The 19,665-nt window shown below is 55.6% G+C and carries 18 protein-coding genes and 1 pseudogene; 6 read left to right on the forward strand and 13 right to left on the reverse strand.

Going from position 1 to position 19,665, the window contains the following annotated elements:
- Nucleotides 1–138 precede the first annotated feature (138 nt).
- Entirely contained in the window at nucleotides 139–2,064 is a 1,926-nt protein-coding gene (locus tag ACR0AZ_RS13580; RefSeq protein ID WP_480667653.1) for a caspase family protein, read from the forward strand.
- Nucleotides 2,065–2,184: 120 nt separating this feature from the next.
- Here ACR0AZ_RS13580 and ACR0AZ_RS13585 read toward each other — a convergent pair.
- The 4 genes and pseudogenes from ACR0AZ_RS13585 to ACR0AZ_RS13600 all read right to left on the reverse strand — a co-directional run bounded on the left by ACR0AZ_RS13585 (nucleotide 2,185) and on the right by ACR0AZ_RS13600 (nucleotide 5,133).
- Nucleotides 2,185–2,817, reverse strand: a pseudogene (locus ACR0AZ_RS13585) (IS6 family transposase).
- A 118-nt stretch (nucleotides 2,818–2,935) separates the two neighbouring features.
- Nucleotides 2,936–3,328 carry an SDR family NAD(P)-dependent oxidoreductase gene (locus ACR0AZ_RS13590; protein ID WP_480667654.1) on the reverse strand — a complete coding sequence of 131 codons (393 nt, stop codon included), beginning with the start codon at nucleotides 3,326–3,328 and terminating at the stop codon, nucleotides 2,936–2,938.
- Between the two features lie 32 nt (nucleotides 3,329–3,360).
- Nucleotides 3,361–4,101, reverse strand: coding sequence for an SDR family oxidoreductase (locus ACR0AZ_RS13595; protein ID WP_480667655.1), 741 nt, complete (start codon nucleotides 4,099–4,101; stop codon nucleotides 3,361–3,363).
- A gap of 36 nt (nucleotides 4,102–4,137) precedes the next feature.
- Nucleotides 4,138–5,133 carry a quinone oxidoreductase family protein gene (locus ACR0AZ_RS13600; protein WP_480667656.1) on the reverse strand — a complete coding sequence of 332 codons (996 nt, stop codon included), beginning with the start codon at nucleotides 5,131–5,133 and terminating at the stop codon, nucleotides 4,138–4,140.
- 91 nt (nucleotides 5,134–5,224) lie between these two features.
- Here ACR0AZ_RS13600 and ACR0AZ_RS13605 point away from each other — a divergent pair, with 91 nt between their 5' ends.
- Entirely contained in the window at nucleotides 5,225–6,061 is an 837-nt protein-coding gene (locus tag ACR0AZ_RS13605) for a LysR family transcriptional regulator (protein WP_480667657.1), read from the forward strand.
- 2 nt (nucleotides 6,062–6,063) lie between these two features.
- Here ACR0AZ_RS13605 and ACR0AZ_RS13610 read toward each other — a convergent pair whose 3' ends face one another.
- The 3 genes from ACR0AZ_RS13610 to ACR0AZ_RS13620 all read right to left on the reverse strand — a co-directional run bounded on the left by ACR0AZ_RS13610 (nucleotide 6,064) and on the right by ACR0AZ_RS13620 (nucleotide 8,293).
- Nucleotides 6,064–6,756: an SDR family oxidoreductase gene (locus tag ACR0AZ_RS13610; protein ID WP_480667658.1), complete on the reverse strand. Its 693-nt coding sequence runs from the start codon at nucleotides 6,754–6,756 to the stop codon at nucleotides 6,064–6,066.
- An 11-nt stretch (nucleotides 6,757–6,767) separates the two neighbouring features.
- On the reverse strand, nucleotides 6,768–7,277 hold the full coding sequence (locus ACR0AZ_RS13615) for a nuclear transport factor 2 family protein (protein WP_480667659.1): 510 nt from the start codon (nucleotides 7,275–7,277) through the stop codon (nucleotides 6,768–6,770).
- Nucleotides 7,278–7,339: 62 nt separating this feature from the next.
- Nucleotides 7,340–8,293, reverse strand: coding sequence for an alpha/beta hydrolase (locus tag ACR0AZ_RS13620; protein ID WP_480667660.1), 954 nt, complete (start codon nucleotides 8,291–8,293; stop codon nucleotides 7,340–7,342).
- A 43-nt stretch (nucleotides 8,294–8,336) separates the two neighbouring features.
- On the opposite strand from ACR0AZ_RS13620, the gene ACR0AZ_RS13625 reads away from it, so the two are divergent.
- On the forward strand, nucleotides 8,337–9,077 hold the full coding sequence (locus ACR0AZ_RS13625) for a substrate-binding domain-containing protein (RefSeq protein WP_480667661.1): 741 nt from the start codon (nucleotides 8,337–8,339) through the stop codon (nucleotides 9,075–9,077).
- Nucleotides 9,078–9,280: 203 nt separating this feature from the next.
- Here the strand turns inward: ACR0AZ_RS13625 and ACR0AZ_RS13630 are convergent, their stop codons facing one another.
- Nucleotides 9,281–10,840 carry a winged helix-turn-helix domain-containing protein gene (locus ACR0AZ_RS13630; protein ID WP_480667662.1) on the reverse strand — a complete coding sequence of 520 codons (1,560 nt, stop codon included), beginning with the start codon at nucleotides 10,838–10,840 and terminating at the stop codon, nucleotides 9,281–9,283.
- A gap of 170 nt (nucleotides 10,841–11,010) precedes the next feature.
- On the opposite strand from ACR0AZ_RS13630, the gene ACR0AZ_RS13635 reads away from it, so the two are divergent.
- From ACR0AZ_RS13635 to ACR0AZ_RS13645, 3 genes are all read left to right on the forward strand, one after another.
- Entirely contained in the window at nucleotides 11,011–12,363 is a 1,353-nt protein-coding gene (locus ACR0AZ_RS13635; RefSeq protein WP_480667663.1) for a tetratricopeptide repeat protein, read from the forward strand.
- A gap of 74 nt (nucleotides 12,364–12,437) precedes the next feature.
- Nucleotides 12,438–12,983, forward strand: a complete 546-nt coding sequence (locus tag ACR0AZ_RS13640) for a GNAT family N-acetyltransferase (protein WP_480667664.1) — start codon at nucleotides 12,438–12,440, stop codon at nucleotides 12,981–12,983.
- A 229-nt stretch (nucleotides 12,984–13,212) separates the two neighbouring features.
- The gene (locus tag ACR0AZ_RS13645) at nucleotides 13,213–13,350 is read left to right on the forward strand and encodes a cytochrome c peroxidase (protein WP_480667665.1); all 138 of its coding nucleotides are present in this window, start codon (nucleotides 13,213–13,215) and stop codon (nucleotides 13,348–13,350) included.
- 37 nt (nucleotides 13,351–13,387) lie between these two features.
- On the opposite strand, the gene ACR0AZ_RS13650 is transcribed toward ACR0AZ_RS13645, so the two are convergent.
- The 5 genes from ACR0AZ_RS13650 to ACR0AZ_RS13670 form a co-directional block, all read right to left on the reverse strand.
- Entirely contained in the window at nucleotides 13,388–14,584 is a 1,197-nt protein-coding gene (locus ACR0AZ_RS13650) for a cupin domain-containing protein (RefSeq protein ID WP_480667666.1), read from the reverse strand.
- Between the two features lie 14 nt (nucleotides 14,585–14,598).
- Nucleotides 14,599–14,928 (reverse strand): hypothetical protein, encoded by a 330-nt coding sequence (locus ACR0AZ_RS13655; protein ID WP_480667667.1) that lies wholly within the window; start codon nucleotides 14,926–14,928, stop codon nucleotides 14,599–14,601.
- A gap of 861 nt (nucleotides 14,929–15,789) precedes the next feature.
- Nucleotides 15,790–16,689 (reverse strand): glycosyltransferase family 2 protein, encoded by a 900-nt coding sequence (locus tag ACR0AZ_RS13660; protein WP_480472181.1) that lies wholly within the window; start codon nucleotides 16,687–16,689, stop codon nucleotides 15,790–15,792.
- On the reverse strand, nucleotides 16,686–18,467 hold the full coding sequence (locus ACR0AZ_RS13665) for an ABC transporter ATP-binding protein (protein ID WP_480667668.1): 1,782 nt from the start codon (nucleotides 18,465–18,467) through the stop codon (nucleotides 16,686–16,688). The genes ACR0AZ_RS13660 and ACR0AZ_RS13665 overlap by 4 nt, the downstream gene beginning before the upstream one ends.
- A gap of 112 nt (nucleotides 18,468–18,579) precedes the next feature.
- Complete coding sequence (locus ACR0AZ_RS13670) at nucleotides 18,580–19,263, reverse strand: DnaA N-terminal domain-containing protein (RefSeq protein ID WP_480472179.1); 684 nt, start codon at nucleotides 19,261–19,263, stop codon at nucleotides 18,580–18,582.
- Nucleotides 19,264–19,665: the final 402 nt, after the last annotated feature.

A 19,665-nucleotide genomic window follows, 5' to 3' on the forward strand; every position in this document is an offset into this window, starting at 1 on the left:
TCGGTATAATTAGTTTGTTGGCTTTTTGGTTCAATGGAGATCGTTCAGGCATTTGGATGAAATACAAGAAATAGTTTTGGTCCAGATCATCGTTTGATTTTTCCTAGCCGTCTAACTTGATTGTGTGTGAGTACTACGATGCCGGTGTTTGTTAATTTGTTTTGGGCCATAGTTTTTGCAACGGTCTCTTTTTTCATGCCAAACGCGAGCGCAGCGGAAAGTAAGCGAGTCGCTTTGGTGATAGGAAATTCCGATTATCAGCACGTTTCCAATCTCCCTAATGCTGCTAACGACGCAAGAGACCTTTCTTTGGCACTTGGCCGTATTGGTTTTGAGGTAACCGAAGGTATTGATTTGGATTATCGCACGATGCGCCTGACGGTTCGCGACTTTGCGCTAGTCGCACGAGATGCCGAAACAGTGCTTATTTACTTTGCCGGGCACGGGATCGAAATCGACAACACCAACTTCCTTGTTCCGGTCAACGCGGAGCTGAAAAGTGACCTCGACGTTGAACTTGAGGCCATTCGCCTTGATACGGTGGTGAACTCCATAGCCGTCACCAACGGTTTGAAAGTGGTTCTTGTGGATGCATGCCGGAATAATCCATTCCTAACGAACATGACACGGACTTCCACGACACGTTCGATTGGTCGGGGGCTCGGCCGGGTCGACCCCGGTGGCGTTTTGGTTGGATACGCCGCTCGCGCAGGTACGTTAGCGCTGGACGGCGACGGTCGAAATAGCCCTTACGCTCAGGCGTTGTTAGAACACATTGAAGAGCCGGGGCTCGAAATAGGGCGGCTCTTTCGCAAGGTACGATCTTCTGTACTGTCATTGACGGATGGTTACCAAGAGCCGTACACCTATGGTTCGTTACCAGATCGAGAATTTTATTTGGTTCCAGCCACCCAAACCACTCAGCAAAAAGAAACAAAAGCATCAGATCCTCGTTTGACCGAGAGTCCGTTGGTATTGGCATGCGATAAGTTGGCATCAGACCCAGACGATTTATCCAAGCCGAACCGCTCGCCCGGAGTAATTGACGAAAACATTGAACTCGAAATAGCGATACTTGCCTGTAAAATTGCGACTGAAGGACATCCACAGCATGCCCGCAGTTTTTATAATCTTGCGCGGGTGGAGTTGCTCGGTGGAAATACTGAAGCTAGCGTTAGTAACTTCAGAGAAGCGACCAGACTCGGTCATGCTTTGGCCAGAGTAAAACTGGGAAAATTGTTATTGCAAAGTGAAAACAATGCGCATGTCGAGGAAGGTATTTTGTTTTTCGAAACGGAAGCGCGTGGAGGGAATGCAGAATTTGCGAAAATACTTGGCGATCACTTCAGTGGGGCGACTGGATCTTCCGCTCCAAAAAATGACAAGGCAATGTACTACTATGAAATCGCGGCTAGCGCCGGTGACCTAGATTCGATGTTCCAAATTGGCCACCGCTTGGTATCCAATACGCGGTCCACAAAAGAGCAAAGAACATTAGGTCTAGAATTTCTTGACCGTGCCGCTAAAGCAGGGAGTGTTCCAGCACAAAATCGTCTTGCAAATGAATACTTCGCCCATGAAAATCCGAACACAAGACAAAAAGCCACAGAGCTTTTTGAATCCGCTGCTAGTGCAGGCGATACGCACGCTCAACGCCGTTTAGTTCAGATTTATTCCGGCAACAGTGGGTTCACACAAGACGCAGAACGCTATGCTTTCTGGGTCCTCACACTTGCAGATAGCGGCGAGAGCCGCTTCAATGTCGAAGCCGGATGGAATTACGAAGTAGGTTACGGCGTTAAAAAAAATCCTGAGCAGGCGGCGAAATACTACTACGCTGCATTGCGCAACGGCGAAAGCCTACTTCTTGAACGCTCCGCTTCGGACTGGGACAAAGATACCGCCAAAGAGATGCAGAGACTTCTGAGTTTTTATTGGGAAGCACGTTATGCCGGTCCAATAGACGGGTTGATCGGCAAAGAGACAAGTAAGGCAATGCAACGTGTGTGTGAATGTGCGGCAAGCTCGCGTTCAAAATACTTTTCAGAAGTATTTTCACGCTGAATTCGGAGCGCAATGGCGGTTCTGTCGCAATTTTCGTTGAAGGCTGGAGAGATGGCGCAGGTGGGTTGATTATCCTGCCAGTTGAACAAACTGCTGAAACGGGGAGAGTCCGGGTGTGAATTAACCTATGCGGATCATGTTGACCAGTTCGATACCAGCTAGGGCAGATGCAACTGAATCGAAAGACTTGAAACCCAGCATTGGCCTGATCCGACGTTCTATGAAGCGATGGTCTTGTTCAATGATGTTGTTGAGATATTTCCGCTCACCATCTCGATTGGTACAGGGCAGCCAAAGCCTTCCAGCATCTTGTTTATGGCTTTGATGCCAGCGGCGTTAGCACCGCTTTTGTCGATGACGATTTTCCGTGGCAAACCCTTCGCCTCAAGCGCACGAGCAAAGAACTTGGTCGCCGCCGCTTTATTCCGGCGCTTGGATAGCATGAAGTCGAGGGTATTCCCGTGTTTGTTGATGGCGCGATAGCGATAAACCCACTCACCTTTCACCTTCACATAAGCCTCATCCATGCGCCATGAACGGTCGGCAGGACGCTTTTTTGTACCGCGAAGCATCAGCTATTAGACCGTCATAGCGGTTCACCCATCGGTTCAGCGTTGTGTGATCCTGTTCAACACCACGATCTGCCATGATTTCTTCTAGATCCCGGTAAGACACGCGGTATCGGAGAACGAAGACAACAGCATACAAGATCACTTCTTTCGGAAAGTGTGCACCCTTGCATGAAATTGTCACGGTCTGCTCCTGTAATTTGGAGCATGCGCTACCAAAACTAAGCTTGACCTGACAGGTGGGAACTAAGTTTGCGACAGAACCTCCGCGGTTGCCCAAACGTACATGCAACCACCACATATCACGCATTCGCATTTATTAGCGGCCTTAACGCCTCGAACAGATTGCAGGAACCATGGTTATTCGTCTCCACAAAACCGCGCACCTGCTGGGATTGAGTGCGGTCTTTCGAGATGCGCGCAGTTGCATTTGAGGCAACGATATCGATACTGCCGTGAGCCGATTTCAGATGATCGACCGCTGCCTGAATCACAATCGGATTTGTCACATCCAGCTTCAGAAACCGCAGCTGCGCTCGAGTTGCCCCCATCTCTGACACCGCCTCCAGTCCGCGTTCTTCGGATCGGGCGGCAAGGTAGACGGTGTCGTCTGCCGCCATACGATTTGCCAAGGCTCTGACTAAAGCCAGACCAAGACCTTGGTTGGCGCCTGTTACAAGGGCTGTTTTTGGCATGGTGTACTCCTTACACGGGCTTGGTTCAGGTTTTAGCCGCGGACCAGATGGCCGCCGTCTACGTCCAAGACGGCACCGGTCAGGAAGCCATTTGTCATCGCCAGGATAACGGCCTGCGCAACTTCCTCCGCCACTCCGACGCGTCCGACGGGCAAGCTGGTGCCGACCTGGGCATACATGTCGTCTCGCGCCTGGTCCGGCATTGCGGCATAGGCTTTCGTAGCGACCATGCCGGGACTGATGCAGTTCACCCGTGCCCGTCCAGACAGTTCCAGCGCCAGCCCCTTGGTCAGAGCCTCGACCGCAGCGTTCACCGCACCAAGACCTGTCGCCCCTGCGGACGGGCGACGGCTGAGTACGCCGGAGAAAAACGTGATGGACCCGCCAGCGCTCAATACCGGCAGCACTTCGCGCGCAGCCACATAAGGGCCGATGAATTTGGCCTCTAACATAGCGCGCAGATCGTCGGTCGGCAGTTCTACAAAGGCCCCGTGCGCGGCGCTGGATGCGGAGATCACCAGATGGTCCACCTTGCCAAGGCCCGCAACCCAGGATCTCATTTCTGTCTCGTCGGTCGTATCCACTGGCGCGATCTGCACCCCGCCGCCGATTTCCCCGGCAGCGACCTGCAACTTGACTTGGCTGCGGCTAGCGATCGTGACACGCGCCCCAAGCGCAACGGCCATTTTTGCCGTTGCTTTCCCCATTCCGCTGCTGCCGCCGACGATGACGGCGTGTTTGCCCGCGAGGGCCGTTTCGAAAACTGTGCTCACTTCTTTGGTCCTTGTCTTTCGATTTGCCTGATTGGGTCAGTCGATGCTCAACACAAGTTTGCCGGTAGTCTCGCATGCTTCCAGACGGCGATGGGCCTCGGCCGCTTCGGCAATCGGCAACGCAGTAATCTGAGGCCGCAGAACGACGGTCTCCAGCAGTTCGAACACAGTCGCTAAATCCGCACTGAACGCGTCGGGTTGGTTCACGAAATAGGTGTAGATGTCGCTAACCCGGACAGCGACGGATTTTTGGAAGTGCTTCGCCAGATCTTCAGCAAAGCTGCCAGCAGGCGGGCCCGCGAGAAAACCGAACAACACAGCCGTACCAAGTGGCGCCAACGCATCGAGGTCAGATTTCAGGGTCTCGCCTGAAATTGGGTTCAATGTCAGGTCAACGCCGCGCCCGCCTGTGATCTCCATCGCCCGCGCGGCGACGTCCTCTTGGCGGTAGTCGATGACGTGATCTGCGCCTTGCGCGCGCGCATAACCAACCTTGTCGGTACTGGCCGAGGCGATGACGGTCATGCCCAGATGTTTGGCGATATGCAGGGCCATCGTTCCAACACCGCCCGCAGCCGCGTGAACCAACACAGATTTGCCAGCCGCTGCGCCGCCAAGATTGACCAGCATGTGGTATGCGGTCATCGCGTTTACCGGGATCGAGGCTGCTGTTTCAAAGCTGATGTTATCTGCCAGCCGGGTTACATATGGCGCTCCGATCACGGAATGAGTGCCATAACCGCCCGCACCAATCGGACCCATCCACGCGACACGATCACCCACAGAGAAACCTTCGACACCATCGCCCAAAGCTTCGACAACCCCGGCCCCTTCGACGCCTGGTACATGCGGCAGATCGGGCATCATTCCCTCGGGCATCTCGCCCCGGCGTATGATCGTGTCGATAAAGTTGATGGACCCAGCGTGGTTGCGGATCAGGATCTCTCCAGCACCGGGTTTTGAGATGTCGAGGTCGGTTTCGCGCAGGACGTCAGGGCTGCCAGTCTGGGTAATCTCAATTGCATAAGGCATTAGATGTCTCCTTCTGTTGAGCAGAAGGTAGAGGTCAGCACGTGCAATAATAATAGTTGATTTTAGAAGATATTATCTCAAAAATAGGATAATGATCTACAATGACCTTGCCCTATTCACCGTTGTCGCCAACCATCTAAGCTTCTCCAAAGCTGCGGATCGATTAGGCATACCGCTTAGCCGCGTTAGCCGCAGGGTTGCTGAGTTGGAGGACCATCTGGGCGCCAAGCTTTTTGAGCGCACGACCCGTCAGGTTCGCCTGACCGAAGAGGGGCGACGCCTTCTGGATCGCTGTCAGGACCCGATCGAAGCGCTTCAGGGTGTCGCCGGCTTTGCGGATGAAACAAGACGGCAAACCATCCGCATTACCGCCCCTCCGCTGGCGGCCCGTACCACCATAGGCCCGCGCCTGCTGGATTTTGCGGAGCAGAACCCGGACGTGGAACTCGAATTGACCACCACAAACATGATGCTGGACTTCTTTCGTGACAATATCGATCTGGCCTTTCGGCTCGGTCCCCTGACTGATTCCAGTCTGGTCGCCAAGCGGCTGTGGTCGGTTCCCTACTGTTTCTGTGCCGGGAAGGTTTTCATCCAAGAACGTGGGCTGAGCGGGCCGGTATCGCGGCAGGAGCTTCTGAGATTGCCTGCGCTGGCTGCGGGGCAACCCTGGGTGCTTGAGACCCGGGAGACATTGCAGCCATCCCATATCGTCCACAGCCTAAGCGACCTTGACGTCATCGCTCAGGCTGCCCGACGCAATCTGGGTGTCGCAATGTTGCCTCGGGACATGGTGGGCGGCGACTTGCACCGGCTGGAGGTCGAGGATGCCGTGCCTCTGACACGAGGCATGTTCGCAGTCTATCCTGGCCGCCGCCTGTTGCCGGCGCGGGTCCGGAAACTGATTGATTTCATGGCACCCGGATAGGCCTACCAATCAATCGCGATAGCGTCGCGGAAGAACCCACCGGTCGGGCCGTTATTTGGTAAGGTTGCCGCCCAGACGACACCTTTTGCACCTTCAGCCACCGGACGTCCTCCGCCGCCCATATCCGTGGCCACCCAACCGGGGCAAACTGCGTTGACGAGGATGCCTTCGGGTTTCAACTCCGCAGCGGTTTTTAGGGTCAGCGCATTCAGCGCAGCTTTGGAAATACCATAGCCGGGCGTGCCAGAGGACATGCCGGTCAGCGCCCCCGCTCCTGAAGACACGTTGACGATCCGCGCATCCTCTCCGCGGCGCAAGAGCGATACCGCGGCGATTGTGGTGTCCCAGGGGCCAAAGAGGTTAGTGTCAAACGCGCGGCGCACGCGCTCAAGATCCACGCGATGGGCCTGCTGATCCGTATCGTAATCCACGCCCGCATTATTCACCAGGACATCGAGATGCCCATAGGTGGATGCAATCGTTGAAAAGGCGGCTACGACCGAGTCCGGATTGGATACATCCAATTGCAGGGCTTCCGCCCCATGCCCAATGTCCTGCGCCGCAGCCCGCCCTTTTTCCAGATCACGAGCGCCGACCAGAACTTTCATCCCATGGTCCTGTGCCAGTTGGCGAGAGACTTCTCTGCCGATGCCTCGATTGGCTCCGGTCACGAGTGCGATGCGTTGATTGGTCATGGTCTTCTCTCTCAATTCGCCCCAGCGGCGCGTTCGCCAGCAATGGCGACAAGGCCACGGTCGCCAGCTTCCCACAGTGCGGTCATGGTCATCGAGGTGACAACCCAGTGGTCATCTGATTTTTGCAGCTCATAGCTGTAGCGTCCGCCCAACACCCAAAGATCATCGTCGATCCGGTGCGTCGCCGTGAAGTCGGCATCAGCTGTCGCGGAGCCTTCGCATATCGAGGTGATCGTGTGATTGGTCACCATGTGATGCGTACTGTCAAATCCTGGCAGGAAAGCGGCCCAACCCGCCACAAGGTCATCAGAAGGTTGCGTCGCCGGTTCCCCACCCCAAAGACTGGTGTAGTCGGTGGTGACAGTGTCGGCGAACGCGCGGCGCACGCGGGCCCAATCATGGCGATCCGCACCGGCGGCGATGTCAGTGATAGAGGTTGAGATTTCAGCCTGTTGATCGGCAAAGGCCACGCCGCCGATCAGAGTGGCCGTGGCGATGGTTGTCGCAAGTTTTCTGTACATGGGGGTGCTCCGAATACATGAAAGATGAGCGCCGGACGGAGTTCCAGCGCCCAATTGACGGCTTAGTTGTTCAGACCGGCGCGGAAGTGGTCGGCCACTGTGCCAGCTGCGCGGGTCACGTCCTCGGGGTTGTCATAGAAGTCGAACTGAGTGACACCCTCCAACCACTGCGCCGTCGCTTCCCCAGCAAATCCGGCAAGGAAAGTCTGCACGCCCTGCGGGATGGCCGCGCTTTCCGAATGCACAACCGCCAGCGGCTTGTCCAAACGCTTCGGATTGTCGGCGGGGTGATAGGTCAGCCAGCCTTCCCAGCCTGCGTTGTTCCATTTGTCGTCATATTCCGGGATCGCGCCCCGATCAGCCTCGTAGTAGTAGCCGCCGATTGGCATCAGGACACCCTCGGCACCTTCCGGGCCTGCGGCGGGAATGATCTGCCCCCCGGCGGCCTCGGCAGCCTGCGATACTTCGATCAGTCCGGCGACACCTTCTTCACCACCGTAAACCGCCTTAACGATTTCTTCGTTCTGCAGCCAGGGTGCGACCAGGCCCAGGCTCTGAATCAGCGGGTTCCCGGAAACGGCATCGACCATGTATCCAGCCGAAGCGCAGATACCCAGGCCGTTGATGTGACCGGCATCCACCTCAGGCAGACTCGCGACGAACTCGATCGCAGCTTTGATGTCAGAGGTCTTGGCCTCGGGGCTTTCAACAAAACGCACTTGGTTCGGTAAATCACCGGACTTACCCCAACCACGGAAATCAAAAGTGAAGGCGGCGAAACCACGTTCGGCCATCTCGCGGGCGTAGTTGGCGGGCATCTGCTCTTGTACAGAGGTCCACGCCCCGGTGACCACGACGGTCGGCAGCGGCGCATCACTGCGTTCCTCTGGCAGATAGAGCGTGCCGGACAAGGTCGCGCCTTCGTTTTCGAAGGTCACTGTGCGGGTCTCTACCTGAGCAATCGCGGCTGACGAAGCCATCAGCGCTGCGGCGGTGTTCAGAGCGAGGGTTTTCATGGTGGTATCTCCCAAAAAATCTGTCTGGATGGGCGCAAGCCCGATGACCAAAGAGATACCTTTAGGAAGCCGTATATACTTGCAACGGACTGCCGCGTTTTTGAAGGATCCTGCTCAGGCGTTGTTTGCGGACACCCTTACGCCGTCACTGATCGATCTTGCGCAACAAGTGTTCAACGTCGAAGACATCACACTACACGCCGGGCAGAGCGGCAACCACGAGCATCTGCTGCGCACCAAACAGGCGGACCTGGCAATTACATCGAACCCCTTCTTGGACATGGACGGGTTAGAACGTCATCACGTTTTGACCGAAAGATACCTTTTGGTTCTCCCCGAAACCTACGACGGTTCGACCGAAAGCCTGGAGGTGATCCAAGAACGGCTTCCGTTGGTCCGTTTCGGAGATACGACAAATGCTGGACGCCAGATCGCCCAGCATCTGCGTCGACTGCGGTTCGAGCCTGATAAAGTCATACAAGCAGATCGATCCAGCATGGTGACCTCCTGTGTTTCGACTGGACAGGGTTTTAGTTTATTGACCCCGACACTCCTGATCGACGGCCTAGTGGAAAACATGGGCTTGCGATTGCAAGAATTGCCGGTTTCAGGGTTGTCGCGCGCGTTGACGGTAGTTGCGAGGAAAGAGGAATTGCAAAGCTTGCCAGCGGCTGTCGCGGAGTTGTGCAAGCAGAAACTGGCAGAACAAATTGCGCGCCATATGGGTGATATCGGCATGAACAGCATAGACCTCGAGTTGTCCCAAAATCCGGTCTCTCACTGAATTTTCACAGCTCAATTGTTGTTGCTGTCTCTTGCTATGAAAACACCTGCCCGTTGCCTGACAATCAGCGATGGCTTGGGGGAGGTTCTACGCGTCGCAGGCCAATAGTTGAATACAGCCCGAAACCGGCGACTTCTCATGCAGCTATTGCCGAAACTATACTTGGTAGCTTGCGCGGTAATTCCAGCTTTGCGTCGCAACCATTAGTCGGGAAGACCAAGCGCGATCGAAGCCTCTTCTGTTAGGGCGCGAAATTCAGTGTGACTACTCGGAACCAGAGCCTTTGCTTTTGCTTTGCTGAACCCCGGATTACGGCGTTTCGTTTCCTTTAGCCACCGCGACACACCTTCATCATTGCCAATCAAACGATTTGTCATCGCCGCAAACATCGCGTGGCCCGCATGCGCACCAGGAGTCAGCGCGGTTTTTTGTGCCCACTGAACGGCAGCATCATAGTCCTTTGCGGCAAGTGCGATCCACATCTTGTTGCAGAGCATGCCGCCCCGGAGCGGATCGAGCGGGCTAAGAGCAATGGCAAGGTCAGTCATTTCGTTTCCTCCTGCGTAGTCCGATGTGAAAACCTTTGCCCAACTGGAAGCGTAACGGCCAAATGCGTAATTCGGGCTTTCAAGAACCGCCCGATCAAACCACGGCTTACTCGCCTCTGTATCTCCTGTCAGCCACAGGCTTCTGCCCATCACAACATTCGAAAACGGGTCACGAGGTTGAAGCATAACGCTTTCCTCAGCGCTGCGTCTGGCGGCCAATCGGTCCGCAGCAAGGTCGGACGAATATCCCAGAAACACGCGTTGGAAAGTGGTGAATGAAATCCCAGCATGCGCGCGTGCCAATGTTGGTTCTAGCGCTACAGCACGTTCGAACATCTTTCGGGCTGTTTCTGTATCTGACTTGTTAAATCGATACATATGACGAATTCCCAGATGCAAGGATGACCATGCATCCAGATTTTCTGCATCATCTACATCAAGGAGCCGCGCTTCGTGTTCAGGAAGCTCAAACTCAGAAATATTGAGCACAGCCCCGGCAATTTCGGTTCGCAAACGTTGCACCTCGTCAATCGGGGCCTCTTTGCGAATTGCCCAGACGACCTCACCGGTGCGGGTATCGGCCATTTCAACATCTACATAGAGACGACCAGCTAAAGTCTCCACCATTCCGGAGATACAGTACTGAGCACCCAGCAGTGACTTTACGTCTTCAAACTCAATCGTCTGTCCTCGGAACCTGAATGACGATCCGTGTGCAATGACACGCAACCAACGCACACTGGAAAGCGATCTGATCAATTCGCGCGGGATTGCATCCGCCAATGATCTTCCAACCTCTAGGTCGCCGATCGCTGAAAACGGCAACACGGCGATACATGGTGGCGCCCCGACCGTTTTCTGCTCGGTGTCTTTGGACGCTTCCAGTGCTGTGGCGCTTTCTACCGACACTAGCTTGGCAGGTGTCATTAAGCGAAACCCTTGCCCGCGCAACGTACGAATGTATTTCTGAGCGCTCCCATCATCGCCCAGTGCCTGACGAAGCGATTTTATGCGGCCGAGGATTGTCCAATCTGACACCACGCGTCCAAACCATACGCGTTGGACAATCTCATCTTTGGAAACCACCCGGTGACGGTTTTCGAGCAGAAGAACCAACAGATCAAAAACTTGCGGCTCGAGCGCGACAGCGGTCGTACCGCGGCTAAGCTCGCGGGTGTCAGTGTCTAACGTGAAGGCATCGAACTCGTATCGCATTCTCGTACCGCTCCTTCGCTGTCGCCATTTTATCCCAAGCGATGTCTCAAATACAGATTTCCAATGATCTCCCAAAAATCTCCCAGTTGACTTCAAGCAGCGCAGGCAGCGGCGCGGTAAAGCCATTGCATTCGGGCAATCCGCCCATTCAAAAGAGTTTGGAGAATGACATGTCCCACCAAGAAACGAGGTTGTCCGGAAGCTGGCCAGCTGCGGGTTCAATTGAAATCGCTGCGGACTATTTCAACGCCGCCATGCGCGCGTTCAACATTTACAGGGGCGATCCCTTAGCGCTGGCCGACCAGGCGATCGAGGCCTCGCCGGATTATGCAATGCCATATATCCTGAAAGCCTATCTGTTCGGATTGGCAACCGAGCCTGATTCTGCAGCTGAGGCACGGAACATTTTGGCGACAGTCCGCCCACTTGCCAAATCCGATCTGGAAAAATCGCATGTCGATGCCTTGAATGCGCTTCTTGCCAACAATTGGACAGAAGCTGCCGTCAAGCTGGATCGCCACAACATGTCGTTTCCACACGATATTCTGGGCCTGCAAGCTGGTCATTTGATGGACTTCTACCGCGCCAATGCGCGCGACCTGCGTGACCGGATTGCACGGGTCCTACCAAAGTGGTCGGAAGACCAGCCGGGCTATTCCATCCTGCTGGGCATGTACTCCTTTGGGCTGGAAGAGACCGGAGACTATGCCCGCGCCGAAGCGCTTGGTCGGGAAGCGATCGAACGCGACCCCTTAGACTGCTGGGCACAGCACGCTGTCGCTCATGTGCTGGAAATGCAGGGACGTGCTGAGGACGGAATCGAATGGATGGCGTCGCGTGAACCAAATTGGTCGGGTGATGATAATTTCTTCAAGGTCCACAACTGGTGGCACAAGGCGCTTTATCACCTCTACCTCGGTCAGGCCAATGAGGCGATCAAGCTGTACGATGCGCGGATTCGTGAAGTAAAAAGCGATGTCGCACTGGATCTGGTCGATGCCTCGGCCTTGCTGTGGCGCTTGCATCTGGAAGATCACGACATTTCCGACCGCTGGGCCGATGTTGCAGCATGCTGGGACAACCACGCCGATGGAAAGCTGTATCCGTTCAATGACTGGCATGCAGCCATGGCGTATCTGGGTTCCGGTCGCGATGACGAGGTTGATCGTATCGTTGATCAGTATCGCAACGCACCCGCCAGTGGCAGCGAGACATCGCGTTGGGCCGCAGCGACAGGGCTGCCCTTGATCGAGGGGTTCCGGGCGTTTTGGCAGGGCCGCTACGAAGATGCGACCGAAGCGCTCCATGGTGCGCGGTTTATCGCAAATTCATTCGGTGGCAGTCACGCACAACGCGATATTATCGATTGGACGTTGACCGAAGCCGCGCTTCGTTCTGGCAATCACAATGCTGCTGAAGCCCTGGCAAACGAGCGGATTGCCGTCAAACCACACAGCCCCATCAATAAACGCTTTCTGGGTCGTGCGAACGCGCATCCTCAAAGTTCCGCGACCGTGGCCTAGAAGCCGGCGACGCAAAGAAACTGGCGCGGGCAAATGTTTGCGCGCGCCAGAAGACCTGATTGAGAGGACGAAAAATGAGAATCGAAATCCGCCATGTGGAAGCACAAGACGTATCGGACATCAAATGCATCTTAACTGATGATTCCGTTATGTTGGGAACAATGCGCCTGCCACATATTGCAAACGCCAATGTCGAAGCGCGTATCAACACGGGACCGGGTGATTACAAACTAGTGGCTGAAGTAGACGGTTGTGTCATTGGCATCTGCTTTATGTCGTCGGTACCAGACGTGCCACGCCACAACCATGTGGGCGAAATTGACCTGGTCGCGGTCCGCAGCGATTTTCAGGGCAAGGGAATAGCCAAAGCGTTACTAGGCGCGATGCTGGACCTCTGTGACAACTGGTTGCAGCTGGAGCGGATCGGTCTGTTGGTCTGGTCGGACAATACGCATGCCATCGAGCTTTACGAAGCGTTTGGATTTGAGCGCGAAGGCGTAATTCGCAAATACGCCCGTCGCCCAGGCGGCTTTGTCGATGCAGTGATGATGGGCCGATTGTCGGATCATCACGCAGCGGCCGATCTGCGCGTCGGCCATCTGGCAAACCACTCTTTTTGAAAATGAAAACCAGAGTTGCTGAGTCGCTATCAAACGCAGCAAGAGGCGTCAGCTTGCGAAGGACAAAGACATGACTCTTAAATATTGCTCCAAGCGCTCAGCAAATCTGACGATCTCGATACTATGCCTGACAACGGTGATAGCCTACCCGGCTGCGCGGGCCGACATTCAACCCATGCCTCCGTCTCTGACAGATACAGATTTTCTGTAGGATGGAAATCCTGACCAGGTGCTCGTCACTCTTGGACAATATCTCCTCTTTGACCCCATTCTTTCAAGCAATCGCAACATTTCCTTTGGAACTTGTCACGACCCGTCGCTAGGAACTGGGGACGGATTGGCGCTGGGTATTGGCAAGGGTGGCTAAGGCGTAGGTCAGAAGCGCGAGACGAAGGACGGCGTGATCAACCTTGTTCCTTCGGAGGGACGAGGGTGAGAAAACCCTCTTCCACAAGGCGGCGTACGAGAAGCAGCCGTGCGTCGTCGTCGAGATTCCCAGGCAGGGCGCGGGCGGTGGCACATCGCCCGTCCATTAGAGCCACGAGGTCGGGTTCGACATGCGGCGGAAAGGTCATCGCTTTACCGTTGAAGTGCAGCCAAAGCCCGTCAGGGCCAGAGTCGAGGATCGCTCCGGTGCCTGCGCGCGGGATCACATCGGTGTCCAGCCCAAGCGCTTCGATCCCAGCAATATCGACGAGATGGCCGCGGAGCGTCGGTTGACGCGCGGCACGGGCGGCATCGGAGGCGGTTTCGAGGATTTCGGAGCGATGCAGTTCGCGGCAGAGCAGTTCGACCAGCGAGTTCCAACGCACCTGGGCCACGTCGCGCGCGGCAGGCGTTCCGGAGAACCCTACCGGCAAGGATTCGCGAAACCGTGGATTCGCCAAAACGGCGCGTTCCAGCGCGTGCAGGGCAACAGCCCCCCAGGTCACGGGGAACACGCCCACGGTTAGGTGCAGCGAAGTTCTGTCGTGGGCGACGGCATCATGCCACCAGCCGCGCGGCAGGTAGAAAATATCGCCGGCTTCGAGATCGAAGGCGTCGATCAGGTCACCGGGGCCGCCCTCGGCCTCGGATGGTGGCTGACCAACGGTCGGCAGGTGCCGGGGGTTGTCAAACAACCGCCAGTGCTTGCGACCCTCGAGTTGCAGCACGAAGACGTCGTGAGTGTCGTAGTGCGTAGCAAATCCCTGTTCACCCGGCGGGGTGAGGTAGGCGTTGACCTGGAACGCCGCCGAGAACTCGGTGGCAAGCCCCTGGCAAAAGCGCCGCAACGGTGTCCAGCGGTCCTGAAGCGCCTGAAGAATGATCGTGGCCCCGTCACGGTATTCTTCGTACAGGCGATCGAGCGTGCCGACGTGACCGAACGGTCCAGCCCCGCGCAGCGCCTCGAACGGGATGACCTTGCCATCGCGAGCCAATCTTATGAAAGGGGCGGAGACATGGCTTTCCGACAGGATAGCATCGACGTCCTCGAGGTCGAGCAGACCGACATAGCGACCCGGATCGCCGCGATGGGTGACGTAGGGTTTCCGCTCCCAGTACTCGTCTTTGAACACCGTAGGAGATAGCGGCGCCACCAGCGCAGATAGATCGAACATCGCCCGGAAACCCGTCAGTCGGGATCAGATCCCGGGGGCCACGGTATCTGAAGCACTTCGTCGCCACCGGGGCTTGTGTCGCTGTCGAAGATCAGGATATCGTCGTTGGGGTCTCCATCGGCGTCGACGGTGCGTCCGCCGGTATTGCCCCCAGCCGAGAAGTTTCCCGCGCCGAACAAGCGCGAGGCGGGGACGCTGAATTCCACCCGGACCACTCCGATATCGTCTGGTTGGAGACCGCGACATTCGTTCTTGCGAGCTTCGTGCTGTCGGCGCAGCAGACGTTTTTGCCGTGCGAGTGCATCGCCTTTCTCGTCGGACCGGGATTTGGATTTGTTGGACATGGATCAATCCCCTTTCTGAAAACGTAGCTTGGAAAAGTGACTACAGAATAGCACAACCTGAAGAAATTTGGGTGGCAAGCTTTGCGTGCGAAGCCTGTCTAGCAGAGTTCCGCTGGAATTGCCTCGCTAACCTAGTGACTGCAGGAGCGGATCGCGTCAGATAAGGCTTATCGCGGCGGTGGTTAATTCGGTCTCGAAGCCGACATCAGATGCGGCGCAACATTCGATCGATAGGTCCGACTGGTTCAGTTGAGGACGGCCCAAACCGGGCCTTGCGCGCGGAATTGGGGCGCTGTGATCGCAGCCCGCTTTGCGGTCAATCGCTGCATGGGCAAAGTTGGGAGCCGCTCAATCTCACAGAATGCAGACTTTGCGGACTCGCGCGAACGCAGCATAAAGAACGCGGAACTCCCAGATATGCTTTTTGCTGTTGCGGCAAGTAAATTAAATCAGGGGAACGCACCAATCCGGGTGAATCAGGGCCATCTTACAAAACCCCATTGCGTCACTACCGGAGAATAGCCCGTCGCGGGTGGCGAGCGCAGTGCGCCTGCTAGGGTTCATGGCCTTTGCTTCAGCGGCTGCTAAACTGGACGGAATCGAAGTGACGCACATGATCCGCAAAGGCCTACTCACACTCGGAATCTGCCCATTTCGTCAATTTGCGGAACTGGCGACATAAGCCGCTGGTTCGGTGTCATCTCTTCGTTCAGTCAGAAACTTCGCAACAAATCCGTGTGTCCAGTAAGTCGCTGGCCATTCCAAAAGTTTGCGGAACATCCGCTTAGATGTAAGGCGCAGGGCTCATTGCGCTCATAATCGGTAATAAATGCGCAGCACCACCGAGCTGCCGAAACGCCCTCATTTCCGCTGGTCAGGCTGCCGGAACCACAATAACCGAACAGTTTCAGTGATCTTCACGATCCGCAGTGCATAATGAACGCCCCAAACCCCAAAAGCTTGCCCCGTCGACAGCTCAGGAGTCCTAAGGAGATTTCTCAGTGTCTTGAAGGACGGGATCATTTTGTGAATAGGCGGGATATAATTCACGAAGCCACGCTTAGCATTGCGGCGCAAACGCGCGCCCTCGATGCGGCGGGCTTTTGTAATGTGCTCTCGCAGGCTGCCGCGCGCGGGATGGCGGACAATGGCATTTGCAGCAAACAGGATGGGCTCACCTGCAGATTTGGCCCGATCATTCCACTCCATGTCCCCGCCCGATAGCACCGTGTCGTTAAAACGACCGACCCGATCCATGACAGAGCGACGTACGATCAGGTTAGCGGTCACCGCCCTGCCCCGTTCGACCCATTTCTGCTGCTCAAGCCCAAGATGCACATCGTAAAGTTCGGTTGTTGTCCAATCCCGACCGTTCGGGATCAGCACGACATTGCCGCCAAACCGCCCGACCTCAGGATGGTCTGAGGCGATCTTCAGACCCGCCGCTACATATTGGGGATCAGGCTGGCAATCGGAATCGGTGAAAAACAGCAACTCAGCCGCCGCATCTTCGATACCGCGGTTTCGCGCAGCATATGAACCGGGCTTTGCCTCACTCAGAATGCGCGCGTTTGAAGGTAACCGAAAACCCTCAGGCACTGGATCAGTGGGATCGTTGTTTACCGCAAGTATTTCAAAGCGATCAGCCGCAATGGTCTGCGCCACAAGACCATCCAAACAAAGCTGCAGCTGATCCCAGCTCTGATAGGTCGGGATGATAACCGAAGCGTCCAGAGGCGTTTTTTTAGACCCTAAGCTCATTCTGCTTTGACCGAGCTGGAATACTGATGGTCGTACAGAGTTTTGAACGGTCCATCATGTTCCAGCAGCTGCGCCGCGCTGCCTTGTTCCAGAACTTCTCCGGCTTCAATGACCACGATCTTGTCCGCATGCATGATAGTGGACAGGCGATGCGCAACGATGATCGTCGTCCGCCCTTTGGTCAAACGATGCAATGCTTCCTGCACCTGATGTTCGGACCGTGAATCCAGCGCACTGGTCGGTTCGTCTAGCAGCAAGATCGGGCTGTCACGCAACAACGCGCGCGCAATCGCAAGACGCTGTTTCTGCCCCCCTGACAGGAAGGCGCCGTTTTCGCCGACCATGGTGTCAAACCCATCTTCAAGCGCCATGATGAAATCGAAAGCGTTTGCAGCCTTCGCGGCATCAATTACGTCTTGCTGTGACGCCCCTTCGCGACCAAACCGGATGTTGTCGGCTATTGAAGCCGAGAACAGAAACGTCTCCTGACCCACGAAAGACATGTTCTTGCGCAGCGTTTCAAAGGACGCGTATTTGATGTCCAACCCGTCAATCGACACCGATCCACTAATCGGGTCATAGAGCCGCAGCGCGAGGTTCAGAATGGTCGATTTACCGCCACCCGACAGGCCAACAAGCGCCGTCGTTTGACCCGCTTCAAAGGTCAGCGACAGGTCTTTCAGGATCAGGTCGCGCTTGCGATACCCAAATGAAACGTTATCGAACACGAGTTGACGCGGACCATCCGGCAACGCCTTGGGGTCTGCTTCTTCAGGAAGGGTTTCGGGCTGATCCAGCAGGTTGAACAGCATCTTCACCCGCCGTAGGCCAACCTCCATCTTCACCCGCACCTTTGACAGACGTTTGGCAGGCTCATAGGCCATCATCAGCGCCGTCACAAATGACATCAACTCACCCGGGGTGGAGCCAGCTGAACCGAAAAGCTTGGCGGCACTTAGTCCGATCACCGAAGCGATGGCAAAACCCGCCAAAATATCCATCAACGGGCTGGTTGCTGCTTGCAAACGCGCGAGTTTGTTGCTGCGCTTTTCCACGCTTTTCACGGCCGTGTACATCTGTCCGGCCATCCGCTCTTCGAGCCCGAAGGCTTTGACCACTCGAATGCCCGCCGAAGTCTCCTGAATCACTTTCATGATCGCCGCCATCGACTGCAATTCCATATCCGCAATCGCGCGCACCTTGCGCAGTAGGGATCGAACACCCCAAATCGCCAGGGGACCAATGATCAGAGTGAACAATGACAGAACCGGCTGCTGATAGAACATAACGAACAGCAAACCAAGCAATGTCAGCGCATCACGAACAGCGGTGGTCACCATGACCTCGATCACCATCCGTGCAGCCTGCGCTGATTGAGTCACCCTCATCAAGAGGTCCGAGCTTTCGGTAAGGTTAAAAAAAGAAACCCCTTGCCGCAAAAGCTTGTCATAGAGCCTGATCTGTTGTTGAGCGATTATTCTGTTTCCCGCTCGTGTCAGCGCCACCACCTGCACGTACGTCGCGATACCCTTGATAAGGAAGATCATGAAGACCGCGATCGAAACACCCAGAATCTTGCTGGAATTTTCACTGTCAAACAGCGAATCCACCACATCGCGCATGATGAATGCCACCGCTGCAGTGGTGAGCGCAACAAAGACCATTGCAATGGTAGCAATGATATAAGGCACCATCTGGGCCCGGATGTTCTCAGCCAGCAACCGCCACAGGATTGAATCTTCGGTGAGTGCTGCGAATTTCGATTTGATCTTTAGCAATGTCAGCTTCCACAGTGATCAACGGCGAGGCGGAATGGATCGTACCGCCCTTAAACCATCGTCGCTAGATAGTCTGCCCACCCTCGTTGAGCAAGCCCACCCGCCCCCTGCCCTATTCTGCGGCCTCGATGCGCACAGTCCGGACCGATGGATCGACGCGCCCATAGGCTGCCAGAACACGGGACATCCACTTTTGGGCAATATAGTCCGCCATAAAGCGTGACGGCGCAATCAACGTTACTTGCCCCCCTGCCCGCTCGGCTTCGTTCAGATGCTGAAACCAGCTGGCCCAAAGCTCAGGATCGCGACCATATAAAATGGACTGGACCTGGCCCCAGACATCTTCGCTTTCAGGCGGCGGGACAGTCGGCTTGCCCTGAAAGGGTACGACATTTGTCGTCTCTGTCGGTTCCTGCTGCATCCGATCCTGAAAATCGGATCCGATCACAGGCCAGATTTCAGCCGTGTCCAGCATGAGCTGTTTGAGGTCCAGCTCGTATACAGCGACACGCCCACGTACGGCTGCACGCTTTACCGCTATCCAACCCGAGCTCCGAAATTTCGCCATTTCTCGCTTTACCGTCCGTTCGTTCACGGACCAGAGGCGTGCGATCTCCTCACGACCGATCGACAGCTCGTTGGAACGCCAATTGTACCGCGTGGTGACCAACGTCATCAGTCGTAGGACGCTACGGTGCCTATGCTTGTCACCGGACAACGCATAAACTGCCAATGCTGACAGGATATCATACTTCAGTGCAGGCGCATTACGCCCGACTGGTTTCGCAACCTGCATAGGTGTCCTCACCGCCTTTACATGCCTCAAACGGGTTTATCCGCCATGAATGCGCTGTTTCCCAACGCTTTTCGTGATTGTGGCCCGATTAGCGTCCAATAATCCGATTCTGTCAAGACTTGGTTACACTTGCGTTCGATGGATGCCCCAATCTGCTTTCAAAAAAGAAAAGAAATAGGTGAAGTTCTGGTGATGGGGGACACCTTAGTTGACCCCTTAACAGCCTATGATGTCCCCCCAAATGCAGAGGTTCGGCCAAATACGTCCCCCTAAATGTCGCCTGAATCCGGCGACGGAGTCCCATCTTACTGATGGCTACTAACCGAATCGGTTTCAGCGCTCATCAGTCTTATTTTCTTACCCATGGGTAAGTTCACAACTCCACAATAATTTCTTTTGCTA

The sequence above is a fragment of the Ruegeria sp. BE3 genome, assembly GCF_056538865.1.

Bases quoted from the DNA above. Each gene is read 5' to 3' on its own strand.
- ACR0AZ_RS13600 (WP_480667656.1), bottom strand. From the start codon at position 5,133: ATGCCTTATGCAATTGAGATTACCCAGACTGGCAGCCCTGACGTCCTG.
- ACR0AZ_RS13630 (WP_480667662.1), bottom strand. From the start codon at position 10,840: ATGCGATACGAGTTCGATGCCTTCACGTTAGACACTGACACCCGCGAG.
- ACR0AZ_RS13640 (WP_480667664.1), top strand. From the start codon at position 12,438: ATGAGAATCGAAATCCGCCATGTGGAAGCACAAGACGTATCGGACATC.
- ACR0AZ_RS13670 (WP_480472179.1), bottom strand. From the start codon at position 19,263: ATGCAGGTTGCGAAACCAGTCGGGCGTAATGCGCCTGCACTGAAGTAT.
- ACR0AZ_RS13650 (WP_480667666.1), bottom strand. From the start codon at position 14,584: ATGTTCGATCTATCTGCGCTGGTGGCGCCGCTATCTCCTACGGTGTTC.
- ACR0AZ_RS13615 (WP_480667659.1), bottom strand. From the start codon at position 7,277: ATGTACAGAAAACTTGCGACAACCATCGCCACGGCCACTCTGATCGGC.
- ACR0AZ_RS13590 (WP_480667654.1), bottom strand. From the start codon at position 3,328: ATGCCAAAAACAGCCCTTGTAACAGGCGCCAACCAAGGTCTTGGTCTG.
- ACR0AZ_RS13580 (WP_480667653.1), top strand. From the start codon at position 139: ATGCCGGTGTTTGTTAATTTGTTTTGGGCCATAGTTTTTGCAACGGTC.
- ACR0AZ_RS13635 (WP_480667663.1), top strand. From the start codon at position 11,011: ATGTCCCACCAAGAAACGAGGTTGTCCGGAAGCTGGCCAGCTGCGGGT.
- ACR0AZ_RS13625 (WP_480667661.1), top strand. From the start codon at position 8,337: ATGACCAAAGAGATACCTTTAGGAAGCCGTATATACTTGCAACGGACT.
- ACR0AZ_RS13655 (WP_480667667.1), bottom strand. From the start codon at position 14,928: ATGTCCAACAAATCCAAATCCCGGTCCGACGAGAAAGGCGATGCACTC.
- ACR0AZ_RS13660 (WP_480472181.1), bottom strand. From the start codon at position 16,689: ATGAGCTTAGGGTCTAAAAAAACGCCTCTGGACGCTTCGGTTATCATC.
- ACR0AZ_RS13605 (WP_480667657.1), top strand. From the start codon at position 5,225: ATGATCTACAATGACCTTGCCCTATTCACCGTTGTCGCCAACCATCTA.
- ACR0AZ_RS13620 (WP_480667660.1), bottom strand. From the start codon at position 8,293: ATGAAAACCCTCGCTCTGAACACCGCCGCAGCGCTGATGGCTTCGTCA.
- ACR0AZ_RS13610 (WP_480667658.1), bottom strand. From the start codon at position 6,756: ATGACCAATCAACGCATCGCACTCGTGACCGGAGCCAATCGAGGCATC.